Below are 25,059 nucleotides of genomic sequence, written 5' to 3' on the forward strand. Positions count from 1 at the left end.
GTCTTTGATTCTGGGGGAGGGACAATGAAGAGAATTGCTTTTTTGTTGATAATTGGAGCTATCGCATTACCAACTGCCGGCTCCGCAGAGGTCTGGAAATACAAAAACGGAACGAAGATCTCCAACGATGGTGTTTTTGCCGCCTGTGAAACGCCCGATAGTCTCGATGAATTCATGGCGATGATGAAGCTTCAGGCCTATGAATCTATGGCAACGTATTCGCGCTGCATCGTCGTTTCCGACGGACAGTACGAAGGTATTTCATTGGGGGGATACGGGGATTATCTCAAAGTCACGGCGAAAGACCCCGCTGGCAAAGCAATGACTTTTTGGACCCGACGAGGCTATTTTCGATCTGAGAAAGACTGGAAAGTCGATAGATGCGTCGATAACGCAGAAAATAAAAAAGTATCCCCTACGCACTGCTACGAGATGTCCGACAGAGATTCGTGGGATGAATAATGGAGCGGCGCCTCAGACAGCGCCTCTCTTCATCACTTGATTTACATACAGCGTCGACCACCAATCGGCGCTCCCTTACCACCACAGGGGAGACAGATTTGAAAAATGTTGAGTCTGCGAATGGCACCAGCGTGGGCGACGCCTTTTTGATCCGGCTAACTGAGCACGCCCAGCTCGATAGTCTTCATCTTCTCAAGAAGCGTCCCGTTGTAATCGGCGCCATCACTTCCAGAATGAACGCGTCGATGACAGTTGGGGCAGAGGGCGATCACGAATCTCGGGTCGTCTGGCCCACCGTCGGTAAGGCGGCGGATGTGATGGGGCTCGAGGTAGGGCACACCATTCGGTCGGGTAAAGGGAGCGTCGTTCCCACAGCCCTCACATTTGCCGAGAGATCGCGCAACCACGTAATCTCGCACGTCGCGACTTCTGTCAAAGACGCTCGTAGTCACCTGATTTTTTGCCGGTTTCTGGACAGATGCGGCAAAGGCACGCTTTTTGAGCTCATCCAAGGACTTGGCTGTCTGCGGCGAAGCGACCGGCACACTTTCGACGTGATCGAACACCGTGTCGATCGGTCGAAGGGTGAACACTATGGCGTCACGCATATTTCCCAGACGGTCGGGAGCTCTGACGATCTTATGGCCCTCATAAACCATCTCGCTTTCGAACCTTAGGCCTGCCTTTAGTTTAGTGAAGAGCAAGAGGCTTTTGCCGCGGGCCGAATGGCTGGCAATGCCGAGATTGCCCTTCTCCATCTTCATGTCGCCGACTTGGCCCTCGCCAAAGTAATCGAACCTACCATCTGTGGACCACGTGTCATTGTAGCCATGCTCGTGACCTTCTTCGCCTGTGACGATGATCACCAGATTATGTTTCTTCGGGGTGATGATGCCGCCCTGCTGCTGACCGCCGAACGGCGCGTGAATGCTCGCGCGTCTGTTGTAAATGCGACCTTTATCGAATCCCCAGGACATAGCCACCCCTAGCCAAAGTGCGTGTCTGCGTTGTGTAGCAGCCGCCGGCTCGCCTTATCAAGCCAAGGAGACCCCCATTGCAAACGCCGCTTGAACTAGCGCAACATTATGTCGCTCAAGGCTGGCCCGTGTTTCCCTGCCGCTCACGCGCCGAGGAGTATGTCGACCAGGCAACCGGCGAGATCATCACGCTTGGCGAAAAGACGCCTTTGACGCCCAACGGCTTCAAGGGCGCAACGCGCTTTCCGCGCATCATCGAGAGATGGTGGTCGGACTGGCCTGACGCAGCTGTTGGCCTGCCGACGGGCGAGAAGACCGGCTTCTTTGCGCTGGACATCGATAACAAGCCAGGCGGCGCCAACGGCTTTGACTGGCTGACTGAGATGGAAGCCGAGCATGGGCCGCTGCCCGACACGGCACGCGTGAAGAGCCCCAACGGCGGGCTGCACATCTACTTCAAGTACGTCGTCGGCACGCGCAACCGCGGCGCTCTTGGCGCTGGCGTCGATATCCGGTCGGAGGGTGGCTACGTGCTGGCCGCTGGCAGCACGATGGCGAATGGGCGCTCCTACAAGTGGGATACGGACACGTGCGAGATCGCCGACGCTCCTGCGTGGTTGCTCGACCTGCTGTTGCCGAAGTCGGCGCCCGCTCACACGCAATACAGCCTGTCGGCTGCGACCAACAATGCTTATGTTGATGCGGCCGTCGACCGTGAACTGGCGGACCTTGCTGGCGCTCCCATGGGCACGCGCAACAATGCGCTCAACGACGCTGCGTTCTCGATCGGCACTATCGTCGGCGCCGGTGCGATTGGCGAGGCCGAGGCACGTGCGCTGTTGCAGGACGTAGCTCGCGGCTGGGGCAGGGACTGGTCGCGCTGCTGCAAGACGATTGAGAACGGCCTAAAGGCTGGCATCCAGAACCCGCGCCATATTCCGGAGCCTGACTTCCCGGCGCACGACAACACGCGTCTCGTGGACATCACGCGGATGATCCAACGTGGCCTTGAAAAGGGTAGGCTGCGCGAGCAGGCGGCTGCGGTAGAAGCGGATGTCGTGGCGGAAGCAGTGCCGCAGGCAGAAGAGTCGCCGGTCGGGGACATTGATCCCGCCAACGACAACGCGCCTCCGTCCTCACCAATCACCGCCACCGCGTTCAAATGGATCGACCCCAAGACCCTGCCGCGGCGAGAGTTTGCTTATGGCTCGCACTTCATCCGCAAGTACGTGTCCGTCACGGTGTCGCCGGGCGGTCTGGGCAAGACGTCGAGCAGCATCGCCGAAGCGCTCGCTATGGTGTCTGGCAGGGCGCTGCTTGGCACAAAGCCGCCGAAGCGTCTGCGCACCTGGATATTCAACGCCGAGGATCCGCGTGACGAAATGGAGCGGCGCATCATGGCAGCGTGCATCCATTACAAGCTGAAGCCTGCCGACCTAGAAGGGAATCTGTTCCTGGACAGCGGACGCGAGCAGGAGCTGTGCGTCGCTATCGAAGACAAGAAGGCCGGCGTGCGCATCCAGCAGCCGATCGTCGAAGCCGTGGTCGAGCAGATCGAGCACAACGGCATCGACGTGATGATTGTCGACCCGTTTGTGTCCACGCACGGCGTCAACGAGAACGACAACGGCGCGATCGACAAGGTGGCGAAGCTGTGGGCCCAAATTGCTGACTACACCAACTGCTCGATCGACATCGTGCACCATCTGCGCAAGGTGGCCGACCGGGAGGCAACGGTTGAAGATGCACGCGGTGCTGTGTCACTGATCGGTGCGGCGCGTTCGGTGCGCGTTCTCAACCGCATGTCCGAAGAGCAGGCAGGAGAGGCTGGAATCGATAAGGCTGACCGCTTCGGCTACTTCTACACCACCTATGGCAAGTCGAACCTGACGCCGCTTTCGCACAAGGCCGAGTGGCGCCATCTCGTCTCGACGCCGCTTGGAAACGGGACCGGTCTTGCTCAGCCGCAGGACTTTGCACCTGTCGTGACCGAGTGGCATTGGCCGAGCGCCGAGGAAGTGGCGGGAGACCTGACAGAAGACCAGCGCGCGTCCATTTTGGCGGCCGTGAGCGCGTCCGACTACAAGAAGTCGCCAAAGGCCAAGAACTGGGTCGGAGGCGCTGTAGCGTACGCTGTGGGGCTGGATTTGGACGATAACACGCAGCGCAAGCGTGCGGCCAGCCTTGTGACTGCTCTGATTCGTGAAGGCGCGCTTGTCGAGCGGGAGGAACGGGATCCGGTTAGGCGCGAGTTGGCGGTGTTTGTGAGGGCGGCTTAGGCCGCCCAACAGCTCATCTGTATTCGGGTCCGTGAGAACGTGCGCATCCTTTTGGAATCCCACGCGTTGTTCTCGTTCAACGTGAGCGAGGAGAATTTCATGTCCAAGAGAGAGCTAATCGATACCGGCACTGACAAGCGCTACGTCCGTCGCGATGAAAAAGGTCAGTTCAAGGAGAGCGTCGACGTTGGCCGGTCTCTGTCTGCGGACAAGCGGCACAAGGCAAAGCATGACGCCAAGCCCGGCGAGGGCGATCGCGGCGACCACAAAAAGCACTGAGGCTGTCTATGCAGGATGAGATCAGAATTGAACTCGAGCAGCTCGCCGATAGGTTTGTTCAGAAAGGCCACACGGCCCCAGATGTCCTTGCCGCAATGAAGCAAGCTCTTGATGAATTGACGACTTCGTATGAGGAAGATCCCGATCCCTCAGACGACCCGAAGCAAATAGACGAGCCGGCCAACGATTGGCCGGGCGCCTGACGGGAACCAAAGGCGATGTCGAGAGTTATGTGGCCAGACAGCTTGCGCACTGACCACGGATGTACTGGCAGAACGCGACGAGCGACAGGAAGGCTGGGGCAGTGATGCACCGGCCTTTTTTGTTACGCAAGCGCGGTTTTTACGAGCTGGACCCAGTCGCCGTTGAGCGTAGAGTACGCGCCTCCAACGATGCAGAGCGATGACAACACGCCTAAGATCAAAGCCGCCCAATAGCAGAAGTTCACACCCCAAGTGTGGACGTTCTGACCCGCCCATTGATCTGGGTCCCACAACATTGCCTTGTTCGCCCACGCCTCGTAATTGTTGCTGTGCATCGACCAATTCAACCAAGTGAACAAGCCTGCAAAAAGCGTGAGCATCAGTCCTGAGACGAACCACCACACCGTCCACTGGTAGCGCGCCAGCGCATCTGGTTTGTCCGCAAGTTCACTGAGGAATGTGAAGAGACCAAACAACGCGCCGCCATGGATCAATAGCAAGCTTGCGAGCAACCACCTTCCTAACTGGCTAGCGATATCAAAGGTCGCTCTCTGCATCTCCTTGTAGTCTTTATAGACGATCTCAGCAACTTCAGCTCGCCCCTTCATGAACTGCTTCGGCTCGACAGGAGGTGTGTTGGCGTTAGCTTCGGTCATAATCGCTCTAATGTTTTGGAATGTGTCGGAGTTAGATGTTGCGCGTTTGAAGTAGGCTAGGTTCTCCTCATCGCCTAGTAAGATCTCGATAATGCCGAGGAGCATCTTTGAAGCTAGAGCACCAGAATGGCCGCTGAACTGCCCATCTCGTTTCAGTGCGCAAGCCATTTCTAGCTGATTAAACAACTCAGATAATGCCGCTTCCCGATCTTTGGCTTCTTTTCCATCAAGATCGTTTATTGCCTTGATAATCGAATTGTATGCAGCTCCAACTGCGTTGGCTGAGCTAGCTAAACCGTCCTTTTTCAGTTGCCTCAACACAAACCACAGAGCGATCAGTGAGATTGGCAGGCCCGCAGACGACGCGTAGTCGGCAAGATTGCCAGGCCAAAAGGAAGTTGCGTCACCTACCAAGGCTTAGCTCTGTCCGGTTTTATTATCGGGTCGAGGTTTCGACGCGACCTTATCTCTCAGGTGTTCAAGAGTCAGATTCTTCTGTTCATTGATTTGCCTACTGCCGTGTTCAGATGAGCCTTTACGGCTATCTTTTCCGACATTATTTTTTGGATCTTTGTCATTAGACATTTGGGCGCCCCGAGGAGAAGAATCTAACGCGTATACAACCAAATTCTAATCTGTAATTCAACTTCTAATACCGCCCGGATAGCCCATTTTTTATCCGTGCAGTGTCTGTGCACATCCGGGCGGAGACACCTGCACAGCGCTGCCCGGTTAGTGCACGTTTAGTAGGGTATATATTTATATATACCCCTACACGTGCAACCGTGCAGGGCGGTGTGCCGCGCGCACGGTTCTCAAGATGATTTATTCGGGCAACGTGCACCGGGCAGAAGGGCGGTCAGGGTGCAACCTGATGCTCACCCAAAAATATTTTGAAATTCGACTACCCGTTTTCGGCCAGTTCTCGGAAAGTAAGTGTGTCGCCACCACGACACCGCACCACGAGGAGACGCCCATGGGCAGAGCCACAAGCCAAACCACCCGCATCAATGGCAAGCGCGTCGTCATCCGTACTTCGCCCAAAGGCAAGGTCACTGTCGAAGACGCACCCATCAAGGAAAGCGAAGGGCAGGCGGCCCAGGTTCGCGCCCTGCGGTCGCTGCCGGAGTACGGCCGCCAGTTCCTGCTGGCAGGCGACATGAACAGCGCGAAGCGCGGTCCACGTGCCCAGGCAGACGCAATCGCAACCGGCATGACGCCGGGCGAAGCTGACCTGCGGATCTATCTCAGAGGCGGCGTGCTGAGGATGATCGAGAACAAGGTCGGCAAGGGGCGGCTCTCACCGGCCCAGGTTGAGCGTCACGCGTCTCTGGCGCGGCTCGGGCATGCAGTGGAGGTGGTGCGGTTCACATCAACCACGGAAGCGGCCAGCAAGGCGGTGGCACTCGTCAAAGGATGGCTGGCCGATAACGACAATCACCCAACGTAAGCGCAGCAGCAGTAACACCACAGGGGAGACGATATGGCCAGACATGGATCACTTGCAGAGCAGTTGGCGGCGGTGCGACGCTTCGCCACCGAGCCCGACCATCAGCCCGAGCCGCTACAGACAAATTGGTCTGTCGTGCCAGCCAACGACAACAACCCGGATGAAATCGAAGACCTGAAGCACGATCGCAAAAGGCTGGTTACCCCATCGGTCGCCGAGATCATGAAGAACGCGGAAACAGGCGAGGTTGAGCGCAACGAAGCGGGGCAGGTGGTACGTATCGGACGGCTGCGGTTTAGCGATGGCACCCAGACGGAGAAAGCGTACCGTCTCACCATCGACGGTGGCGTTGAGGAATACGCGGCAAGGATGCCGGCCGGTGCCATGCTTGGATCTCGCGACAAGGTGGATGTTGCGTTAGGCGGAGACGACAATCCGCAAGAGGTCACCGACAGCAACCAATACTTCGCCGACATGCTCGACACGAAGAAGGCCAGATACCTTACCGGCAAAAAGCACAAAGGCCCACGTGTGAGGATGACGGCGGACGAGGCGCGAGCGGAGCTAGCCAAGGCTTACGCCAACACCGACATGAGCAAGGTTACGTTCACCCGCTGTCCCGATGGTCTTCCGTGTGGCTCAGCCAGGATCGCAGATAGCTTTCTGGGAATGCAAAAGACCACATGCGCTGGCGGCGGCTCAATGATGTGGCAGGACATCGTCACTGCGATGGCTGATCGCAAGGAGTGGTTCGATGCGGTTGACGAGCTGAAGAACGAAGACAGGGCGACCCTGGAAGCGGCAAGGACTGCGAGAAACATGGCTGATATCGGCATGAAGGCTGGCCACCAAGGCAAGCAAGCGGAACGGCAAGGGAAGCGCCGACTGATGGCCGCAAACGATAATCTGGTGGCGGCACTACGAAAGGCGGCTTCGTAACGTCCCTTTCTGCGATCTCGGAGAGAGTAATGTGAAGGGGTGGCGCAACGTAGTTGCGAACCCCACCACACTCCGAGCGCTCTAAGCGTCGGACCCATCGCCATGCTGCACTTGTTGCAGCCTCTGAGCTTTGGGTAACTATCACGTGGAGTAGAGCAGTCCGGTAGCTCGCCAGCCTCATAAGCTGGAGGCCGTGAGTTCAAATCTCACCTCCGCAACCAATCCCATGCGCGTTCTCCTCCGCTTGCATGGTGATCGTGCGGCCCGTTCCCTTGGTTGGTTGAGCGGGCCGCTTTTGTTTTGTTCGCGAGTTTCACTCGTCGTCTAAATGCGGACGGCTACAGATCGCGAAGTTCTCGAACTATCTTTCGTCCTAGAACAGCTGTTTCGAGCCAAAGGTCGATCTCCCCTCTTATAACGTTTGCTACACCTTGCGCGCCGAGAGCATCATATGAACCAATTTGCATATCTGCGATTGTGGATCTGATTCCGATGACTCGCGTGTAGAATTTGGCAAGTGATCCCGTGATCGGCCCAAGTGTTCCTATGTTTCCCATATTCGCAGAAAATATTGGGAAAGGATCTTTTGCTTGATCTTGCTCTGACAGCCACCCTTCAACTTTAGGTATCTGGCCATTTTGAGCTTGTGTGAAAAGCATCTCAGCGATGGGAACCCAGCCTCGATGATCTATGATATCGATGTACGCTTCTATCTCCGCAGCAATAGCAAACGCGATTGATTGCTTCTTCTGTTGGCGGTCATAGGTACGCTGCCAGTGCTGGCCAATTAGTGAAATACCAGAGCCAGCTAGAACGCCAACAAAGCCGGTCACAGCAGGCAAGACCTGCAGCCACAAACTCATCTCATCCCCCATATTGCAAGTGCATAACCGTAAGAGTGCACGTCATAAGGGTGTAGCGCAATGCCCAAACCCCACGGCCGCTCAGCGGAAGCCGCGCTTTACCGTCGCCATTATCGCACAGCACGCTGGCAGCGCCTCCGCGAGGCGCAGCTTGCTGCCGAGCCCTTGTGTAGGTTCTGCTTGGCCATCGAGGACGTTACCGAGGCAACGGTGTGCGACCACGTCAAACCGCACAAGGGCGACGAGGCTTTGTTCTACGACCCGGACAACCTGCAATCACTGTGTGCTCCATGCCACGACAAGCTGAAGGCTCGCATCGAGCGAGGCCAGCGGGCCGTGGTCATTGGTGTCGATGGATATCCGGTCGAGGTTGGTGGGTAGGGGGTGCCTCGAAAGTGGCCGACCGCCCACCGCAGGACCGCCGGGGTAACGCAATTCAAATGCAAACACAGATTTTTGCCTAGCGTGCGCGCAAGCGCGCGTGCGCGAGGGGATTCCGCATGTCTGAGAAGAAAAGCCGCGTCGACAGCGTTGATGAGGCCATAAGGATTGCCTCTGCGGCATCTGAGGAGATCCAGTTTCCCGAAAACGTGCCGCTCGACGACGGTGACGTCCCGTTTTTCAAGAACGTCATCGCGGAATACGCCCGCGCCGATTGGTCGGCGCACCAGCTTGAGATTGCCGCGATGCTTGCTCGCACGATGGCCGACCTTGTGAGGGAGCAGGATCTGCTACGCACAGAGGGTTCGGTCGCCGTCACCGAAAAAGGCACTCCGGTCGCGAACCCCCGCAAGTCCGTGGTCCAGATGCATGCTTCTTCCATTCTTTCGTTCCGCCGATCGCTGGCGCTGCATGCGCGCGCCGTACAGGGCGAGGCGAGGGACGCAGCCAAGCGGCGCGACCATGCCAAGGAGATTGAGGCGGGCGCGAGCGTGGATGACGAACTCCTAGCCTAATCGAGGTTGTGAATGCTTTCTGAGGCCGTGGTCGGCGCCATCAAGTGCGGCCCGATCCCGGTTCTGCGCGACTGGCGCGGACTGCCGACGTCGGAGCTCACCCGCGGCGAGAAGATGTGCCGCTTTATCGAAGAGTATTTGGTCGTACCAGAGGGTGCGCTGGTTGGGCAGCCGATCAGGCTGCTGGACTTCCAGGTGGCCTTCATCCTGTCGGTCTATGACAACCCGAACGGCACGTCGCGAGCGTATTTGTCGATCGCGCGAAAGAACTCCAAGACGGCCACTATCGCCTGCCTCTTGCTCGGCCACGTTATTGGCCCTGAGGCGTTTCCAAACAGCCGCATCATGTCGGGCGCGCGTTCTCGCGACCAGGCTGCGGAAGTTTTCAACTACGCCAGCAAGATGTTGATGATGTCGCCGCGCCTGAAAGGGCTGTATCGCATCGTCCCGTCCGGCAAGATGATTGTCGGTCTGCGCAAGAACGTCGTTTACCGCGCCAGCTCAGCGGAAGCCAAGAGCGCGCACGGCGGTTCGCCACTGGTCGCCATCCTCGATGAGGTCGGCCAGATCAAAGGCCCGCATGACGACTTCGTCGAAGCGATCGTGACGTCGCAAGGCGCTTACGGCGACAAGGCGATGATCTTCGCTATCTCGACGCAGGCGGCGACTGACGGCGACCTCTTCTCGCGATGGCTGGACGATGCCGAGACATCAAAAGCACTACGAACGGTTTCGCACCTCTACACGGCTCCGGCTGATTGCGACGTCCTCGACGAGGAAGCGTGGAAAGCCGCGAACCCCGCGCTTGGTAAGTTCAAATCCGTTTCGTCGATTCGCGATGACGCGGAGCGTGCGGCACGTATGCCGACCGAGGAGGCCAGCTTTCGCTGGCTACATCTCAACCAAAGGATCGATGCCAATGCTCCGTTTGTGTCGCCGGCTATTTGGCGAGCGTGTAACGCTCGAGTTGTGGACTTTGATGGTCTCCCTGTCTTTGGTGGGCTCGACCTTTCTGAGGTGAGCGACCTGACTGCTCTGGTGCTCATGGCGCCGAAGGAGCAGGAAGGCAAAACCATCTGGCACGTTAAACCGACGTTCTGGCTGCCCGGCGACGGCATACGAGCGAAAGCTAAGGCCGACCGTGTGCCTTACGATGTCTGGCATAAGGATGGACATCTCGAAGCAGCTCCAGGCAGAACCGTCGACTACGAGTTTGTTGCGCATTATCTGCGCGACCAGTTCGAAGAGATGGATATCCGCAAGATCGCGTTCGACCGGTGGAATTTCCGACATCTGAAGCCATGGCTGCAAAAGGCTGGCTTCACCGACGATCAGCTAGAAGGCGACGACGCTGTTTTCCAGCCTTTCGGGCAGGGCTTCCAGTCGATGTCTCCGGCACTTCGCGAGCTTGAGAGCATCATCCTGAACGGCAATCTGGCCCACGGCGACCATCCAGTTCTGACTATGTGCATGATGAACGCCACCGTTAAAGCGGATCCAGCCGGCAATCGCAAGCTCGTCAAACATAACCGCGAGCGCCGTATCGATGGCGCAGTCGCCTTGGCAATGGCAACGGCGATGGCCGGAACCTACGAGGGCTCCTCTGCAGCCTATTCACCTTGGGACGACCCAGATTTTTCCATCACAAAGGCGGCATAAATGGCTGTAAAAGACTGGTTTAGCCGCCGCGCAGCGGAAAAACCTGCGGAAAACCGCGCAAATATCGAAAGCCCGTCTGTGCCGGTGAGTGCCGAGAACTTTATGGCGTTCTTTGGCGTGCAGCAGGCCAGTCTGCCACGCGTAACGATCGATGCAGCTTTGACGGTCCCTGCGGTTCTTGCGGCGGTCGCCTTCATGTCAAGGACGCTTGCCGCTATCCCGCGGCACGCGTATCGAGACACGAAGGACGGCGCCAAACGCGTCGGAGGCAGGCTTGAGGTTGTCGTCAACCGGGCGCCAAACGAGACAATGGGCTCGTTTGCTTTCTGGCAGTGGTTTTGGCAGCAGGTTTTCACAGGTGGCCGCGGACTAGCCTACATCGAGCGCACGGCGCAGGGCGTGGATTCGCTCTGGCCTATGGATCCGTCGAAGACGGTCATCAAGCGCACTGGTTTTAAGACGGTCTATCAGTTTGACGGCAGGGATTACCCCGCCGAGGACGTGATTGACGTTCCGTTTATGCTTCACTCCGACGGCGTCAAGCATTACGGCCCGGTACAGCGCGCAACCAAGGCAATCCAGCTCGCGATTGCCATGAACGACTACGGCTCGAATTTCTTCGCTGGTGGCGGCGTTCCTCCGCTTTCGCTGGAAGGACCGCTTCCGGCTGGCGCCGAAGCGATGAAGCGAGCGCAGGCAGACATCAAGCGGTCTGTCGATGCTGCCAAGGATGCAAGCGAGCCGATCTTCCCGATCCCGGCCGGCTACAAATTGCAGCCAGTCGGAATTGACCCGGCCAAAGGCCAGATGGTCGAGGCCCGACGATTCCAAGTCGAGGAAATCGCGCGTGCATGGCAGCTTCCGCCTGTGTTTCTGCAGGACCTCTCCCGTGCGACGTTTAGCAACGCCGAGCAGCAGGACTTGCACCTCGTAAAGCACCTGATCGGCCAGTGGACCAAGGCGCTTGAGGATGAAATTAACCTCAAGTTTTTTGGTCGCTCCGGCAATGGTCGATATGTCGAGCACAATCTCGATGGGCTGATGCGTGGCGACTTCAAGAGCCGCATCGAAGGCTTGGCGCGAGCAATCCAGACGGCGCAAATTACGCCTAACGAGGCACGCGCGCTCGAGAACAGGCCGGCGATGAAGGATGGCAACGATTTGCTTGTCCAAGGGGCAACCGTGCCGCTTGGACAGCAGCCACTCGACGCTGGGCAAGGTGGGGATTCTCCACAGGCCAACGATAATCAAGACAGCGAGGCGGAAGCCGCATGATCAAAGATATTGAAAAGCGTGGTGGCACGCTTGGCGTTGAAATTCGCGCCGAATCCGACAAGCGAACGCTCGTGGGCTATGCCGTTGTCTGGGATAGTGACACAACGATCGGCGACTACTTTGTCGAGCGCATTGCCAAGGGCGCTTTTACTCGCGCCCTCGGCGGTGACGTGCTTGCGCTAGTCAACCATGACTGGGGTCGCGTTATCGGCCGCACGAAGAGCAAGACGCTCAGGCTGCAGGAAGATGAGCGCGGCCTCAAGGTCGAGATCGATGTTCCGAACACGACAGACGGCAACGACCTATGGGAGCTTGTCGAGCGCGGAGACGTGAGCGGGATGTCATTCGCGTTTCGCGCAACAAAACAGGAGTGGGACGACACTGGCGAATTGCCGAGCCGAACCATTCTTGAGGCGGAGCTTTACGAAGTCACAGCCACGCCAATTCCCGCGTACGAGGACACCACGCTCGCCAAGAGGTCGCTTGAGGTCATGAGGGCCGAGGCAGAGGCAGCGAAGTCTGACGAGCAGCGTAGGGCCGAGAACAAGGCCGCCGCTGCGCGCCGCGTTGCCGAGCGCAAAGCGCGGCACGAGCAAGTAATTCGAGGCATCCGGCAGGACGCTTCGTAGTCACCCGGCAGAGCCGGAGGGCATGGACGACGTCCTGCCATTTCTCAACAACTTCCAAGATTGGAGACAGCATGTCCGTTACGGAACTGCAGGAAAAGCGCGGGCGCCTTGTAACTCAGGCCCGCGAAGCCCTGGATGAAATCACCAAGAATACCGACGAAGCCCGCTCTGCGGAGCTCGACAAGCGCCATGACGACATTATGGCCGAGTTCGACAAGGTCGAAAAGCAGATCGAACGCGAAGAGCGTCAGGCCGCCATTGAGGCTCGCTTCGAAGAACGCGCCCGCAAGGATCGCGAGAACAAGCGCCCTGGCAACGACGGTGAAGCCCGTGGCCAGGATAAGGGTGAAGAGCTCGAGTACCGCTCGGTATTCTACAAGTTCCTCGCTTCTGGCGCCGACCTCGGCGAACTTGATGCCGAAGAGCGCTCTGTGCTCAAGGCTGGCGTACAGTCCACCAAGGAATTCCGCATGCAGACGACCGGCACGAATACCGCCGGCGGCTATACCGTCCCAGTCGAGCTTGCGAACTTCATCGTCAAGACGATGAAGGACTGGGGTCCGATGTACAACGAGGACATCGCGACCGTCATTTCCACCACGTCCGGCAACATCATCAACATTCCCACTGTTGACGACACCGCCGTAACTGCTGAGAAGCACACTGAAGGCACCGCGCTGACGGATGACGGCGGCAAGGACGCCACCTTCGGCCAGAAGCAGCTCGGCGCATACGTTTACGACACCGAGTTCGTGAAGTTTTCCATGGAGCTTGCTGCCGACAGCATCTTCAACATGGAATCGCTTCTGGGCGCTCTGCTCGGCGAACGTCTGGGCCGCATCGCCAATCGCGAACTCACCATCGGTGACGGCACTGGCGACCCGAATGGCGTTGTGACTGCGTCCACCCTCGGCAAGACGGCTACGGCAGCCGCTGCTATCGCGTCCGACGAACTCATCGACCTCCTGCACTCGGTTAATGCGGCTTATCGCCGTTCTCCGAAGGCCCGCTGGCAGTTCGCCGACCTCACGCTGGCTGCCATTCGCAAACTGAAGGACGGCCAGGGCAACTACCTCTGGCAGATGGGCGACATCACCAAGGAGCAGCCAGGCACGCTGCTGGGTTACCGCTACGAGATCAACGACGACGTGCCGCTGATTGCAGCTGGCGCGAAGCCCGTTATCTTCGGCGACTTCTCCAAGTACTTCGTCCGCAAGGTCGGTTCTCCGGTCATCGGTGTACTGCGTGAGCGCTTCTGGCCTGATCTGGGTATCGCTGGTCTCATCCGTTTCGATGGCGAGCTCGGCGATTCTGCGGCGATCAAGCACCTTGTCATGGCTGCTTCCTAATTGAGGATGGCGGGCTTCGGCCCGCCTCCAACTCAAGGAGAAAAGCATGAAACTGAAGCTTTTGATTGGCCTGTCAGGCAATGAATATTCACTGTCACCCGGCGACGAACGCGACTTTGAAGGCGACGAGGCAGAGCGCCTTATCGCCGCCGGCTACGCCGTTAAGGTCGATGAGTCGGGCGACACAGTAACAACCACCAGGCGGAGAGGTAAGGCGAATGTGGTATCCTCCGAAGGTGACGGCACGAACGACTGAACCGGTCTCTCTGGAAGAGGCCAAGAGACAGTTGAGCGTGTTTCATGACGATGACGACACGTTGATTGAGGCGATCGTCGCATCGGCCGTGGATCACGTCGAGAAATACACCGCAACAGCAGTTGCTGTGCAGACGATAGAGGCCAAGTGCGACAGCTTCGCTGATTTCGCGCATGTGCCTGTCGCCCCGCTTACCAGCGTTGCGATTTCGTACGTGGATACTGACGGCGAAAGCCGAACCATCGCCGAAGCAGACTATGAGCTTCGCTCCGATGGCCTTCACGTTTCTATCGTGCCAGCATACGGCAAGCAGTGGCCCGCCCAAAGGCTTGGCTCTCGCATCACTGTGACCTCGCAGGCCGGTTACGAAACGACGCCGCCGGCAATCAAGCACGCTATCCTGCTGTGGGTGGCCGATGCCTACGAGCGACGCGAGAACAGTGTGGATGAGGGCTTCTCGGCGTTCGACGCCTTGCTCTGCAACTTCAGGCGCAATCTCTGATGTGGCTCCGCTTCCATGAACCGTTCGACTGGCGCCAGCCGGGTTTCACGATCGCCTATCCAGTCGGCCTCTACAACGTCACGCGCAAGTGCGCCGCGGCTGCAATAGCGGCTAAGGCTGCCGAACCCACCAAGGATCGACCGAATGCCAAAACGCAAGAGGACGGGCGCAGGCTCGCTGAGTGAGCGCATCGGCTTTGAGGCCGAGGTTGAGGGCGATGATGGGTATGGCGGCGTTGTGGTCGGCTTTGCTGAGCAATTTGTCGAACCGGCCAGACTTGAACCGCGAGTCGGATCGGAAACGGTTATCGCCAGCCGGCTCCAGGGATTGCAGCCCTTCACCATGACTGTCCGCAGCAACGAGCGCACACGCACCGTCACGCCAGCGTGGCGGGCGCGTAACAAGCGCACCGGTGTCGTCTACGCAATCAAGGCTGCGGTTAACATCGACGAACGCAACCAGTGGATCGAGCTGCTTGTGGTGCAGGGGGAGGCGTCGTGATTAAGGCAAAAGTCCTAGGCCGCGAAGCGCTGACGAAGAAGCTCAATCAGGTCGCTCCGCTCGCCAACAAGTACGCCGCCGAAGCGAAGCTACAGATCGCTACCGAAGCCGCCGATAAAATCTCCGACCGAGCGCCGATAAGCAACAGCGCAACGGCCGGCGACTACGCTGCCTCTATACAGGGCGCCAAGATTTCTGACAGACCGACTGCGAAAGCGCTCGTCGGTGCATCGGCCAGCAAGGATCCGGATGCGACTGGCGTTTTCGCCGCTTGGATTTGGCATTTTTTGGAGTTCGGCACACGGCCGCATAACGTTGCGAAGGGTGGCGGTACGGTTGCCGGCAAGAAGCAGGCGGCCGGCGCAAAGATGCATCCTGGCACGCGGGCGCAACCGCATATTTTCCCGACGTGGCGAGCATTTAGGGCCAAAGCGAAGAAGCGCATCAACGACGCCGTCTGGCGTGGCGTAAGGGAGGCCATGAAAAAGTAATGGCTAACCCCGATCTCGAATTACAGGGCGCCATCGTTGCGAGGCTAAAGGCGCGAGCAGGGTTGACGGCGAAGGTGGCGCAAAGAATTTATGACAGACCGCCGACTAACGCACCGTTCCCATACGTCGAATACGGCGAAAGCCAAGTCATCAGGGATGATGTCGGCTGTTTAAAGTCGAACCTCATCTACGTGACGATCCACGTTTGGTCGCAATACTCCGGAGGCTTTAAGGAGCTAAAGGAAATCATTCACGAGGTCGTCGAGGCTCTGGATGAAGCGCCATTAGTGCTGCCCTCACATCGATTGATATCGATCACGCGGCAAGACACCCGTCATTTCAAAGACCCGGACGAAGTCACGACCCACGGTGTCGTCGAGTTTGTCGCGCGCGTCGAGACACCGGCCTGATTGGCCACCAACCCCTACTTTTTGAGGTTTACAAATGGCCGACGGTCAACAGATTGGTCGTACGCTGCTCATCCAGATCGGTGACGGCGAAACTCCCGAAGTCTTTTCGAACCTGTGCGGTCTCACGACCCGCAGTTTCAATATGTCCGCCAATGAGGTCGACACGACCATCACGGACTGCGTCAATCCAGAGAATACGCCGCAGAAAACAGCAGAGCCGGGCATCAAGAATCGCACGTTCTCTGGTTCAGGCAAGTTCGTTAAGAGCGCTTCGAACACCGCGTTCATGACGCACGTCAACGACGCGACCAAATTCAATGCCAAGGTGATCGTTCCTGGCCTGGGTACTTACACCGGCCCTTGGTTCGTTTCTGAATTCGAGTTCAGCGGCGAGATGGAGGGCAACATGGAATTCACGGCCACGTTCGTTGCTGCCGGCGTTCTGACGTTCGTTGCGGAGGTGTAATTTGGCCAATGCTGAAAAGCCGTTCCCGCTTGAAGTGAATGGTGCGCGGGGCGAAGTCGGCCTGTTCGTTGGCAAGGTGCCGCTGGTTATCGTTGCCGAGATGGGCGGTCTTGCCGCTGTGTCTTCGCGCCTTTCCTGCAAGAGCATGTCTGATCTGTTTCTTCGCCTTTCAGGCGTCGAGCCGGCCGCTACTGTGGCCGCACTCGACCTGCTTACCGTGCTCGGCGACAAAGTCGCGGCAATTGGTACGCTGAAGCTGAAACACTTCGGTGCCGTCGCCAAGGCTATTTCCGAGGCGCTGTCTCATCATTTCGATGAGGACGACGAGGGAAACGGGGAAGCCGCTCAAAAGGCGGCTTAGAAGAACCTTTCCCTTGGCGCGACTGGCAAAAGATCGCATTCGGCGGCCTCGGCTGGACCCCAGGAATATTCTGGGCGTCTAGCTTGACGGAGTTCACCCTTGCGGTGAAGGGGAAGGCCGAAGCGAACGGAGCCAAAAAGTCCGTGGCGCCACCGTCCGACGAAGAAATGGATGAATTGATCAAGAAGTACGGTGGTTAGGCTAAGCCGGGTTCGGCTTAGCTGAGCAGTCGACCGCGGCGAAGGTCGTGTTCTCATGATTCTTCACGCTTTCGCGGTACACGCTGCATCCGGTAGCTTTTTCGATCGCTTTAGTGTTCCTAACCCAAACCATGGGATCAAGCATCAGGAATGACTGGTCTTTTGGATTGTTCGGCATCGCCTTGTAAGAGCCAGCCTTGTTGCCCATTGGAGAGACGGAAAATTCAATACCGTCGATCTCAACGACTTGCCCGTTTGGATAGTACTGCTCCATTTTGGTGCAGCTCGTAAGGGCTGCGGCCATTGAAGCCGCCATTGCCACCGCTATTTTCATGGTACCCCCCAAAAGATATTATGCTGGCTTCAGCTTGACCGCTGTACCCGTGGCGGCGACGAAAAGGATGCCACCGGTGCTGCCCGTAGCAAGTTGGTTGTAATCTAGGTCGACGGATATCACGGCGTCAGCCCCTACCGCGTAGGCCTCTGACCTGAGGCCATCCAAACACGCGAGACGTGCCTCCTTGAGCGAGGCTTGAGATGAATTTGCCCGACCACCAACGAAATCGCGCCAATTGTTGGACACGTCTTTGAAAATGTTCATGCCGAGGGCAGCTTCGGACGCGACGATCGATATGACGCTATCTACTTCACGGTTGGGCACGCCAATCGAGGTCGTCATGATGATCGACTGCTTTTTGGCGTCGCCGTCGCTTTTCGCGACCGCTTCTTCACAGTCAACGCAGTGGCCGTCTTTCCCGCCCAGATAATAGTCCGTCCCGCATCGTTTGCACTTGGGCATATCCATCCTTCTCGGCTCGCCATTGGCGGGCTTTTTCACGTTAGGACACCGACTTGGCCGGCAACAACAGTGATGATCTGATTATCTCAATCAGCACCGACCTTGCAACCGTAAAGCGTGCGCTAAATCGGCTGGTGTCGGATGTGGGCGCGGCATCTAACGGCATTGAGAAACGTTTTGCCGCTACCGGCAAGTCGATCAACAACTCGCTCACCACCTCGATGCAGGATCGCATCAACAGCATGGTGGGCATCGGTACGACGGCAGCAAAAGAATGGAACGGGGTTCTCGCTGATCAGCAGAAAGAGCTTGATCGCCTCCGCGCCAAATACAGCCCGTTGTTCGCAACAATTTCGAATTATAAGAACGCGGTCGCCGAAATTCGGCAGGCCCATGCCGCCGGCGCAATTTCTGCCAACGAGATGGCGTCTGCGATTCAGAGAGAGCGACAGGCGGCACTTGCGTCGACCGCGGCCATTAAGGGTCGCAACGCCGCGCTAAAGGCTACGGTCACTACAAGTAGCGGCAACAGCTTCAATACCGCAAACATTGCCGCCCAGTTCCAGGACATCGGCGTTACCGCAGCGATGGGGATGTCTCCCATCCAGATCGCCCTTCAGCAGGGCACCCAGCTTTCGGCCGTACTGCAGCAGATAAAGGATAGCGGGCAGGGTGTCGGCCAAGGTCTTGCGGCTGCTTTCGCGTCGGTGATTTCTCCGTTGTCGCTGGTAACGATTGGCGTCATCGCCGCAGGCACAGCGGCATTTCAGTACTTTTCGACGATTATGAGCGAAGGCGATAAGTCCGCCGAAGTGCTCAAACAGCAGGCTGCGCTGATTGCTGCGGTCGCCGAACGCTGGGGCGATGCCGTTCCCGCTTTGCGCGACTACGCCGACCAGCTGAAACGAGCGCAGGATAATGCCGACCTCACCAAGGGCGCCGACATTGTAAATACCAATACGCTCGCTGACGTTCGCAAAGAGGTCGAAAGTACGCGCGCCACCATTGCCGATCTGGTTTCGCAACTTCAGTCTGCAGGTGAAGAAGCTGACGTTATCAAGAACCTCCAGTCAGCATTCAATGACTTCGCGAAGGCTGCCGAAGAAGGCAAGGCACAGACTGAAGATGTCGACCGTGTGCAGGCTGCTCTAAGTGCGGCGATCAACAGCACTGGTATTCCTGCACTCGCTGAGTTCGCCAAATACTTCTCCACACTCTCAGCGGCAGCGCTGACTGCAGCGGATAGCGTCCAAAAGGTCAATGAGGTCACCTCTGTTGCGACCTCCAGGATCAATGACCCGAGGACGTGGCGCGGTGCAGGCCAGCAGGATTCCCAATTCGGCGCAGACGCCACAATCCAAGGAACGCAGTTTCCACTACCGGACAACGGCCCCACACCAGAACGCCGCCCATCCGATCTGGACACAGACAAAAACAGAGGTTTCGGCACGCCGAAGCGGGCAAGGGCTCCAAAGAAGACGGCCTCTGACCGCTTCGCAGAAGATCTTCAGGCTGTTCGAGATAGGACTGAGGCGTTGCGCCAGGAAATGAACCTTATTGGCTTGTCCAATGAGGCTCAAGTTAAGCGCCGCACCGCCCTAGATTTAGAGCAAAAGGCGCTGGCTGACCTTCGCGAAGAGGCGCGCAAGAAGGGCGAAAAAGACCTCGAAAGCATCAAGCTTTCGCCCGACAAGATTGCTGCAATCGAGCAGGAGTCTGCTGCATATGCTCGGCAATCCGAGGCGCTTAGAAAAGCGCAAGAGGAACAGCAAAAGCTGAACGAGTGGAACAACGTCGCGAGAGACGCAACGCGCGGCTTTATCGACGATTTGATCCATGGCGAGAGTGCCGCGGATGCATTTGCTGGCGCGCTCAGCCGCATTGCGGACGCGCTCCTGGACGATGTGCTCAACAGCATCTTCAAAGTGAACAGCGCGGCTGGCGGCAGTGGCGGGCTTCTGGGAGGACTGCTTGATCTATTCGGCGGTGGTGCGTCTCGTTACGCCGGCCTGTCAGGTGGGCTTTTCTCAGAGGGCGGATTCACTGGTCCGGGCGGCAAATACCAGCCTGCAGGCATCGTGCACAAAGGCGAGGTCGTGTGGTCCCAAGCCGATGTGGCGCGGGCCGGTGGAGTAGGGGCAGTTGAAGCACTCCGTAAAGGCTACGCCAACGGTGGCGCAGTAGGCGTGTCTGTCCCGACAATTCCCTCACTAAGGCCAGCCAACGACAACGCAGTGAAGGTCAACTACGCACCCGTCATCGACGCGCGTGGTGCTGATGCTGCCGCTGTGGCCAGGCTGGAAAAGGTTGTCGCAAAGCAGGGTGCAGAAATGCAAGGCCGCGTCGAAGCCGCCGTTCGATCGGCTCAGAAGCGAAACGTGAAGTTGGGGTAAGGCATGACAATCACATATCCGCTCCCAACTTCGTTTTTCGATGAGTTCCCCGGCTGGTCGACTGAGTTCAACCTGCTCTGGCGACAGGAGCAGTCGCGCACAGCAGGAGGCCGAACTGTCGTTAAGGACATGGGCTCGCCGCTCTGGCAGATGACGGCACAATCGCGATCGATGAAGCCGAACGAGTTGGATTACTGGCGCGCGCGGCTCACCAGCTTGGAGAACGGGCTGAAGACGTTCCGCGCATTCCCGAAGTCGCGCTGCTTCCCGGTGGCTTATCCGAATGGCAGTTGGCCAACCGGGAGCGCATTTGCCGGGGTAGGGCAGGTGGCTACGATTGCGAGTAACCGCAAGGCAATCTCGCTGTCGGGTCTTCCCGCTGGCTACAAGGTCTCGGTAGGCGATTACGTCCAGATTGGCGACAAAGACCTGCATATGGTGATGGAGCCTATGACGGCCAGCGCAGGCGGAGTGACAACGCAGTTTGAGGTTCGTCCGCATCTATGGCCCGGTGTCACGGCGCCTGTGGCGGCGACGCTGGTAAAGCCTTCCTGCATCATGGCGATCGTGCCCGGCTCAATCTCGACAACAGCCGACATGGCCACCGGTCGCGGCACGGTCACGTTTCAGGCGATCGAAGCCCGCTAAGAGAAATCAATGAGAAACATCTCAGCAGAAAACCTTGCTGCGCTTGAGGCGCGGCAACTGGTGGCGCGTGACTTCCTCTGGTTCGTTGCGCGCGATCGGACGACTGGTGCGCCGGTTACCGACGGCATGTGGTCGGACGTTGGAAACGTGTCAGCCGCCGTCGTGCATCCGGACACAGGACTGCCGGTTACGCGTGACTGGTATGGCTCCGGCACGCTGGTGCAGATCGATGACATTCCGCTCGTTGCCAATCTCTCGGTACAGAACGTCAACATTCGCCTGTCTCAGGTAAGCGAGCACGTGCAGACGCTGGTGCGGCAGTATGATTGCCGTCAGGCCCGCGTCGAGATCTACCGAGGCTTGTTCGATCCGGATAGCCGCCAGATGGTCGCACCGGCTGAATGCCGCTTCGTTGGCTTCGTCGATACCATCACGATCAACACGCCTTCCGAAAATGAGGAAGGCAGCGTGACGATGGTTTGCGCTAGCCACACGCAGGAAATGACGCGGTCCAATCCGTCGACGCGCAGCCATGCCACGCAGGTGCTGCGACAGGCCGGTGATGCTTTCTACACCGACGCTGACACCTCGTCCGAATGGGAATTCTTCTGGGGCTCCGAAAAAGGCAAGGTCGCCACTCAAAAGAAGCGCAAGAAGCTGTTCGGTATATTCTGATGGATATCCGGTTCGCAAAGCGCAAGGACCGTGACCGCATTGTGGCACTTCTTCGGGAAAGCCATGAAGCCGCCGGGTTCACCTTCCCGTTCCAAGCTTCTTACGCCGATCGACTGTTTCAACAGCATCTGGCCTCGGACAAGGCCTGCGTTCTTGTCGCAGGCGAGCGCCCGCAAGGTGTGTTGATGGCCTGTGCTTTCGAGCACCCATTCGGCGCCGGTCGCATTGCCAAGGAAACGGTCTGGTACGTCACTCCATCGGCACGCGGTCGGGGAGCGATCAAGATGCTTGATGCTTACGAGGCGTGGGCGCGATCAGTCGGCTGTGTCTCTGCCGGCATGGCTTCGCTGGCAACCAATGACGTCTCCAGCCTTTACGAGCGGTGCGGCTACAGCGCTGTCGAAACACACTTCATGAAGCCGCTATAGCGGCATTCCTTCGGCGCCATCCGCGCCCCGCGCGCATCGCGCATCCCAAGGAAAATCGATGGCTATTTTCACGGCTATTGCATCCGTTTTTACGGCTGTGGGCAGTTTTATTGGCGGCCTTGGCGCAGTCGGCGCGTTCCTTTTGAAAACTGCCGTTGGCCTCGGCGTCAGCCTTCTCGCGCAGTCTCTCGCTGGCAAGCCAAAAGACCCGACGTTCTCCATAAACGGCACACTGCAGGGCGGCGGCGATGTTGCTCGCTCGTTCATCATGGGCCGCACTGCTACCGCTGGTTCGCTGGTGTTCGTTAATACCTGGGGGCAGGACGGCGACACACCGAACGCCTACCTCACGCAGGTTATTGCCCTGTCGGATTTGCCCGTGCGCGGCCTTGCCGAGGTCTGGGTCAATGGCGAGCTCGTAACGTTCGGCGGGCTGACGGATCGCGGCTATGCGGTCAACGAGTATCCGGACAGCCTCTGGGTCAAGTTCTACGACGGCACCCAGACGACTGCCGATAGCTTCCTGTTTACGTCGGTTTCCAACGGCAACAGGTGGTGGAACCCGGATCGCATCGGGCGCGGCGTTGCTTATGCGATCGTAACGGCTCGCGTCTCGAAGAACATGTTTTCGGGCGTGCCGTCCTTCAAGTTCGTGCTCGAAGGGCTGCGCCTATACGACATCTCGCGTGACAGCACGCAAGGCGGTGTCGGTCCGCAGCGATTTGCAGATCCAGCGACATGGGGCGGGGACGGTGACTTCCTGCCTGCAGTGCAGATCTACAATCTGCTGCGCGGCATCACCTATAACGGCCAGTGGTTCTATGGTCTCCAAAACCTCTCCTCTTCACGCCTGCCTGCCGCAGCGTGGATTGCGCAGATCGAGAAGCATCGCGCCGGTACGCTGGAATCGACGGGATGGGTTAACACCTACCGCAGTGGTGGCGAGATCCAGGTTGACGCACCTCTGACCTCCGCCGTCGAAGCGTTGCTGACGGCTTGCCAAGGCAGGATTTCGGAAGTCGGTGGCGTCTACTATCTCCACTCCGGTGCACCTGACGCTCCCGTTATCGCCTTCACGGACGACGATATCCTGTCGACGGAAGAGCAGGAGTTCACGCCGTTCCTCGGACTGGCTGACACCATCAACGGGGTTTCGGCAAACTATCCGTCGCCGGCAGATGGCTGGGTCGCCAAGACCGCACCGCCGCTCTATCGAACGGACCTTGAAGCGATCGACGGCAATCGCCGACTGATGGCCGACGTCGACCTGAACTTCGTTCCTTATCCGGAGCAGGTTCAGCGCTTGATGAAGTCGGCGCTTGAGGAGGCGCGACGCTTCCGCAGGCATACGGTCGTCTTGCCGCCGAAGTTCTGGGCCTACGCAACACCGGGAACGGTGTTTTCGTGGACGTCGGAACGCAACGGCTACATCGCCAAGCTGGTGCGGATCGACGGCGTTGCTGATCGTGCGAACCTCGACGTGATGATCGACATCACTGAGGTGGATCCGGCTGACTACGATTGGAGCAGCGATACCGAGTTCAAGCCGCCTGTTGACGGCCAGCTTGGTGTCATTCGTCCGACGCCACAGCCGATTGTCGACTGGTTCGCAGAACCGGCCACGGTCAAGGATAGCTCCGGAGAGGATCGCCGGCCGGCTATTCGGCTGACCTGGGACAACAGCGATGGGCGGCTAGATGACGTCATCGGCATCGAATATGAGGTGAGACTACAGGCCACGCTGGAGAAAATCTCCGAAGGCCGCACAGACCAGCCCCAGGTTGGCTCTATGCTTATCTCGCAAAGCCTCCTTCCGGCCGAAAGCTACGTTGTCCGCGGTCGATACATTCCTGGCGGCGACAGGCCGGTGTTGTGGTCTGGGTTTATTCCCGTCATCACGCCGAACATCCTGCTCTCTGACAAGGATGTGTTCGTTGATATCGATCTGACGGGTGTTGAGGAAGCGCTCGGCTGGCTCCGCAATAGCACGCGAACAGCGCAGGATGCCATCGACGGCCTCATCGCCGTGCAGATGGAACTGGCAACGGTCGCGTACAAAGACACGCGGAAGCTTGCCAGAGAACTTTCTGTCGAGCTTGGCGCGGCCCGCGCTGAATATCGTGAGGATATCCAGCTTGCTGTCAACGAAACCATGGCCGTCGCGGGCAAGGTCGAAACGCTAACGGCAGCACTGGGCGGCAGCTCGGCGTTCGTCAATGTGGCTTGGGCTGCTATCGCTGCTCCATCAGGATACGCAGCGCGGTATGGCGTGACGGCCGCTGTCAATGACGGCGCATATCGTGCCGCGTCGTTGCTGTTGGATGTCCCCGCCAACCCGGCTTTGCCTACGCGCGTCATTGTTCAGGCTGGTCAGTTTGTTGTCGCGAGCGACGACGGGGCGACTATCAAGCGGCCCTTCACGGTGCAGGATGGCGTCCTCTACGCGAATGACATCAAGGCTAACACCCTTTCTGCGTTCTCGGCCGTTCTTGGCAATGTCGATATTTCCAGTGCTTACATCGGCACGCTGACTGTCGGTACGTCGAATATCGATCCTGGGGCAGTCACTCGTTATGACTACACAAGTGTTGAGAGCGCTGACGTTGCTAACTCGTTCTCGACGGTCATGTCGTTCACGAGTTTTCACGGAGCTGGCTCACCTTTGGTCGAGGTGACGTTCAACGGCTCTGTTGGTGCGGTTGCCGGGGCAGAAGCTGAATATCGCATCATTGTTGCTGATGATGGTTCGAACCTGAGGCAGCGAATTGTTCCCGGCGGCACAGAACCGTCTCGCACGATCCCGTCGACAGAAGTCGTAGTTATGATCCCGCCGAGCGGGCGAACACAGACGACGTTCCAACTTCAGCTACGCTCCACGACGACAGCAACCGCAGGCATCCGCCGCGGATACATGCGCGCCTTTGTCATGAAGCGCTAACTTCTAAACAGGTGA

30 protein-coding genes, 1 tRNA gene and 1 pseudogene are annotated in these 25,059 nt (G+C 58.2%); 27 read left to right on the plus strand and 5 right to left on the minus strand.

The window, feature by feature from the left end; translation table 11 throughout:
* Positions 1-24 precede the first annotated feature (24 nt).
* Complete coding sequence (locus BLU28_RS07280; protein ID WP_077986176.1) at positions 25-462, plus strand: hypothetical protein; 438 nt, start codon at positions 25-27, stop codon at positions 460-462.
* A gap of 155 nt (positions 463-617) precedes the next feature.
* Here the strand turns inward: BLU28_RS07280 and BLU28_RS07285 are convergent, their stop codons facing one another.
* Complete coding sequence (locus BLU28_RS07285; RefSeq protein WP_077986175.1) at positions 618-1,439, minus strand: HNH endonuclease; 822 nt, start codon at positions 1,437-1,439, stop codon at positions 618-620.
* Between the two features lie 77 nt (positions 1,440-1,516).
* On the opposite strand from BLU28_RS07285, the gene BLU28_RS07290 reads away from it, so the two are divergent.
* The 3 genes from BLU28_RS07290 to BLU28_RS07300 all read left to right on the plus strand — a co-directional run bounded on the left by BLU28_RS07290 (position 1,517) and on the right by BLU28_RS07300 (position 4,200).
* Positions 1,517-3,718 (plus strand): bifunctional DNA primase/polymerase, encoded by a 2,202-nt coding sequence (locus BLU28_RS07290; protein ID WP_077986174.1) that lies wholly within the window; start codon positions 1,517-1,519, stop codon positions 3,716-3,718.
* Between the two features lie 99 nt (positions 3,719-3,817).
* Positions 3,818-3,997, plus strand: a complete 180-nt coding sequence (locus BLU28_RS07295; protein WP_006697472.1) for a hypothetical protein — start codon at positions 3,818-3,820, stop codon at positions 3,995-3,997.
* An 8-nt stretch (positions 3,998-4,005) separates the two neighbouring features.
* Positions 4,006-4,200, plus strand: a complete 195-nt coding sequence (locus BLU28_RS07300) for a hypothetical protein (protein WP_077986173.1) — start codon at positions 4,006-4,008, stop codon at positions 4,198-4,200.
* Between the two features lie 122 nt (positions 4,201-4,322).
* On the opposite strand, the gene BLU28_RS07305 is transcribed toward BLU28_RS07300, so the two are convergent.
* Positions 4,323-5,270 (minus strand): hypothetical protein, encoded by a 948-nt coding sequence (locus tag BLU28_RS07305; RefSeq protein WP_077986172.1) that lies wholly within the window; start codon positions 5,268-5,270, stop codon positions 4,323-4,325.
* A gap of 562 nt (positions 5,271-5,832) precedes the next feature.
* Between BLU28_RS07305 and BLU28_RS07310 the strand changes: the two genes are divergently transcribed.
* The 3 genes from BLU28_RS07310 (at position 5,833) to BLU28_RS07320 (ending at position 7,466) form a co-directional block, all read left to right on the plus strand.
* Positions 5,833-6,306, plus strand: coding sequence for a VRR-NUC domain-containing protein (locus BLU28_RS07310; protein ID WP_077986171.1), 474 nt, complete (start codon positions 5,833-5,835; stop codon positions 6,304-6,306).
* Positions 6,307-6,339: 33 nt separating this feature from the next.
* Complete coding sequence (locus tag BLU28_RS07315; protein ID WP_077986170.1) at positions 6,340-7,245, plus strand: hypothetical protein; 906 nt, start codon at positions 6,340-6,342, stop codon at positions 7,243-7,245.
* 144 nt (positions 7,246-7,389) lie between these two features.
* A tRNA-Met gene (locus BLU28_RS07320) sits at positions 7,390-7,466 on the plus strand.
* A 117-nt stretch (positions 7,467-7,583) separates the two neighbouring features.
* Here the strand turns inward: BLU28_RS07320 and BLU28_RS07325 are convergent.
* On the minus strand, positions 7,584-8,108 hold the full coding sequence (locus BLU28_RS07325) for a hypothetical protein (protein WP_139190396.1): 525 nt from the start codon (positions 8,106-8,108) through the stop codon (positions 7,584-7,586).
* Positions 8,109-8,168: 60 nt separating this feature from the next.
* On the opposite strand from BLU28_RS07325, the gene BLU28_RS07330 reads away from it, so the two are divergent.
* The 15 genes and pseudogenes from BLU28_RS07330 to BLU28_RS26850 form a co-directional block, all read left to right on the plus strand.
* Entirely contained in the window at positions 8,169-8,489 is a 321-nt protein-coding gene (locus BLU28_RS07330) for an HNH endonuclease (protein ID WP_077986168.1), read from the plus strand.
* 119 nt (positions 8,490-8,608) lie between these two features.
* Complete coding sequence (locus tag BLU28_RS07335; RefSeq protein WP_022556422.1) at positions 8,609-9,064, plus strand: hypothetical protein; 456 nt, start codon at positions 8,609-8,611, stop codon at positions 9,062-9,064.
* Between the two features lie 12 nt (positions 9,065-9,076).
* Complete coding sequence (locus BLU28_RS07340) at positions 9,077-10,723, plus strand: terminase large subunit (protein ID WP_077986167.1); 1,647 nt, start codon at positions 9,077-9,079, stop codon at positions 10,721-10,723.
* Entirely contained in the window at positions 10,724-11,998 is a 1,275-nt protein-coding gene (locus BLU28_RS07345; protein WP_077986166.1) for a phage portal protein, read from the plus strand.
* Complete coding sequence (locus BLU28_RS07350; protein WP_077986165.1) at positions 11,995-12,627, plus strand: HK97 family phage prohead protease; 633 nt, start codon at positions 11,995-11,997, stop codon at positions 12,625-12,627. Before BLU28_RS07345 ends, BLU28_RS07350 begins: the two co-directional genes overlap by 4 nt.
* Before the next feature lie 71 nt (positions 12,628-12,698).
* The gene (locus BLU28_RS07355) at positions 12,699-13,976 is read left to right on the plus strand and encodes a phage major capsid protein (RefSeq protein WP_077986164.1); all 1,278 of its coding nucleotides are present in this window, start codon (positions 12,699-12,701) and stop codon (positions 13,974-13,976) included.
* Between the two features lie 46 nt (positions 13,977-14,022).
* Positions 14,023-14,232 carry a hypothetical protein gene (locus BLU28_RS07360; protein WP_077986163.1) on the plus strand — a complete coding sequence of 70 codons (210 nt, stop codon included), beginning with the start codon at positions 14,023-14,025 and terminating at the stop codon, positions 14,230-14,232.
* Positions 14,195-14,734 (plus strand): head-tail connector protein, encoded by a 540-nt coding sequence (locus tag BLU28_RS07365; protein ID WP_077986162.1) that lies wholly within the window; start codon positions 14,195-14,197, stop codon positions 14,732-14,734. Before BLU28_RS07360 ends, BLU28_RS07365 begins: the two co-directional genes overlap by 38 nt.
* Positions 14,734-14,919 carry a hypothetical protein gene (locus BLU28_RS26495; protein WP_077986161.1) on the plus strand — a complete coding sequence of 62 codons (186 nt, stop codon included), beginning with the start codon at positions 14,734-14,736 and terminating at the stop codon, positions 14,917-14,919. Before BLU28_RS07365 ends, BLU28_RS26495 begins: the two co-directional genes overlap by 1 nt.
* Positions 14,879-15,235, plus strand: coding sequence for a head-tail adaptor protein (locus BLU28_RS07375; RefSeq protein WP_077986160.1), 357 nt, complete (start codon positions 14,879-14,881; stop codon positions 15,233-15,235). Before BLU28_RS26495 ends, BLU28_RS07375 begins: the two co-directional genes overlap by 41 nt.
* Positions 15,196-15,726 (plus strand): HK97 gp10 family phage protein, encoded by a 531-nt coding sequence (locus tag BLU28_RS07380; protein ID WP_234794379.1) that lies wholly within the window; start codon positions 15,196-15,198, stop codon positions 15,724-15,726. The genes BLU28_RS07375 and BLU28_RS07380 overlap by 40 nt, the downstream gene beginning before the upstream one ends.
* On the plus strand, positions 15,726-16,136 hold the full coding sequence (locus BLU28_RS07385; RefSeq protein WP_077986159.1) for a DUF3168 domain-containing protein: 411 nt from the start codon (positions 15,726-15,728) through the stop codon (positions 16,134-16,136). The genes BLU28_RS07380 and BLU28_RS07385 overlap by 1 nt, the downstream gene beginning before the upstream one ends.
* Before the next feature lie 34 nt (positions 16,137-16,170).
* Positions 16,171-16,602, plus strand: coding sequence for a phage tail tube protein (locus tag BLU28_RS07390; protein ID WP_013636135.1), 432 nt, complete (start codon positions 16,171-16,173; stop codon positions 16,600-16,602).
* Between the two features lies 1 nt (position 16,603).
* On the plus strand, positions 16,604-16,963 hold the full coding sequence (locus BLU28_RS07395; RefSeq protein ID WP_077986158.1) for a hypothetical protein: 360 nt from the start codon (positions 16,604-16,606) through the stop codon (positions 16,961-16,963).
* A 20-nt stretch (positions 16,964-16,983) separates the two neighbouring features.
* Positions 16,984-17,163: pseudogene (locus tag BLU28_RS26850) on the plus strand (phage tail assembly chaperone); the annotation flags it as partial.
* A 1-nt stretch (position 17,164) separates the two neighbouring features.
* Here BLU28_RS26850 and BLU28_RS07405 read toward each other — a convergent pair.
* Both BLU28_RS07405 and BLU28_RS07410 read right to left on the minus strand, forming a co-directional pair.
* Positions 17,165-17,497, minus strand: a complete 333-nt coding sequence (locus BLU28_RS07405; RefSeq protein ID WP_234794380.1) for a hypothetical protein — start codon at positions 17,495-17,497, stop codon at positions 17,165-17,167.
* Positions 17,498-17,515: 18 nt separating this feature from the next.
* Positions 17,516-18,001 (minus strand): YbjQ family protein, encoded by a 486-nt coding sequence (locus tag BLU28_RS07410; protein ID WP_234794381.1) that lies wholly within the window; start codon positions 17,999-18,001, stop codon positions 17,516-17,518.
* A gap of 14 nt (positions 18,002-18,015) precedes the next feature.
* Here BLU28_RS07410 and BLU28_RS07415 point away from each other — a divergent pair, with 14 nt between their 5' ends.
* The 5 genes from BLU28_RS07415 to BLU28_RS07435 are packed head-to-tail and all read left to right on the plus strand — an operon-like array spanning position 18,016 to position 25,044.
* On the plus strand, positions 18,016-20,355 hold the full coding sequence (locus tag BLU28_RS07415; protein WP_077986155.1) for a phage tail length tape measure family protein: 2,340 nt from the start codon (positions 18,016-18,018) through the stop codon (positions 20,353-20,355).
* A 3-nt stretch (positions 20,356-20,358) separates the two neighbouring features.
* Positions 20,359-21,003, plus strand: a complete 645-nt coding sequence (locus BLU28_RS07420; protein WP_077986154.1) for a hypothetical protein — start codon at positions 20,359-20,361, stop codon at positions 21,001-21,003.
* A 9-nt stretch (positions 21,004-21,012) separates the two neighbouring features.
* Positions 21,013-21,678 (plus strand): hypothetical protein, encoded by a 666-nt coding sequence (locus BLU28_RS07425; RefSeq protein ID WP_077986153.1) that lies wholly within the window; start codon positions 21,013-21,015, stop codon positions 21,676-21,678.
* A complete protein-coding gene (locus BLU28_RS07430; RefSeq protein ID WP_077986152.1) occupies positions 21,678-22,106 on the plus strand; it encodes a GNAT family N-acetyltransferase in 429 nt (142 codons plus the stop codon). The genes BLU28_RS07425 and BLU28_RS07430 overlap by 1 nt, the downstream gene beginning before the upstream one ends.
* Positions 22,107-22,164: 58 nt before the next feature.
* Positions 22,165-25,044, plus strand: a complete 2,880-nt coding sequence (locus BLU28_RS07435; protein WP_234794382.1) for a phage tail protein — start codon at positions 22,165-22,167, stop codon at positions 25,042-25,044.
* Positions 25,045-25,059: the final 15 nt, after the last annotated feature.

This window comes from Agrobacterium pusense (assembly GCF_900102105.1).
Classification (GTDB): Bacteria; Pseudomonadota; Alphaproteobacteria; order Rhizobiales; family Rhizobiaceae; genus Agrobacterium; species Agrobacterium pusense.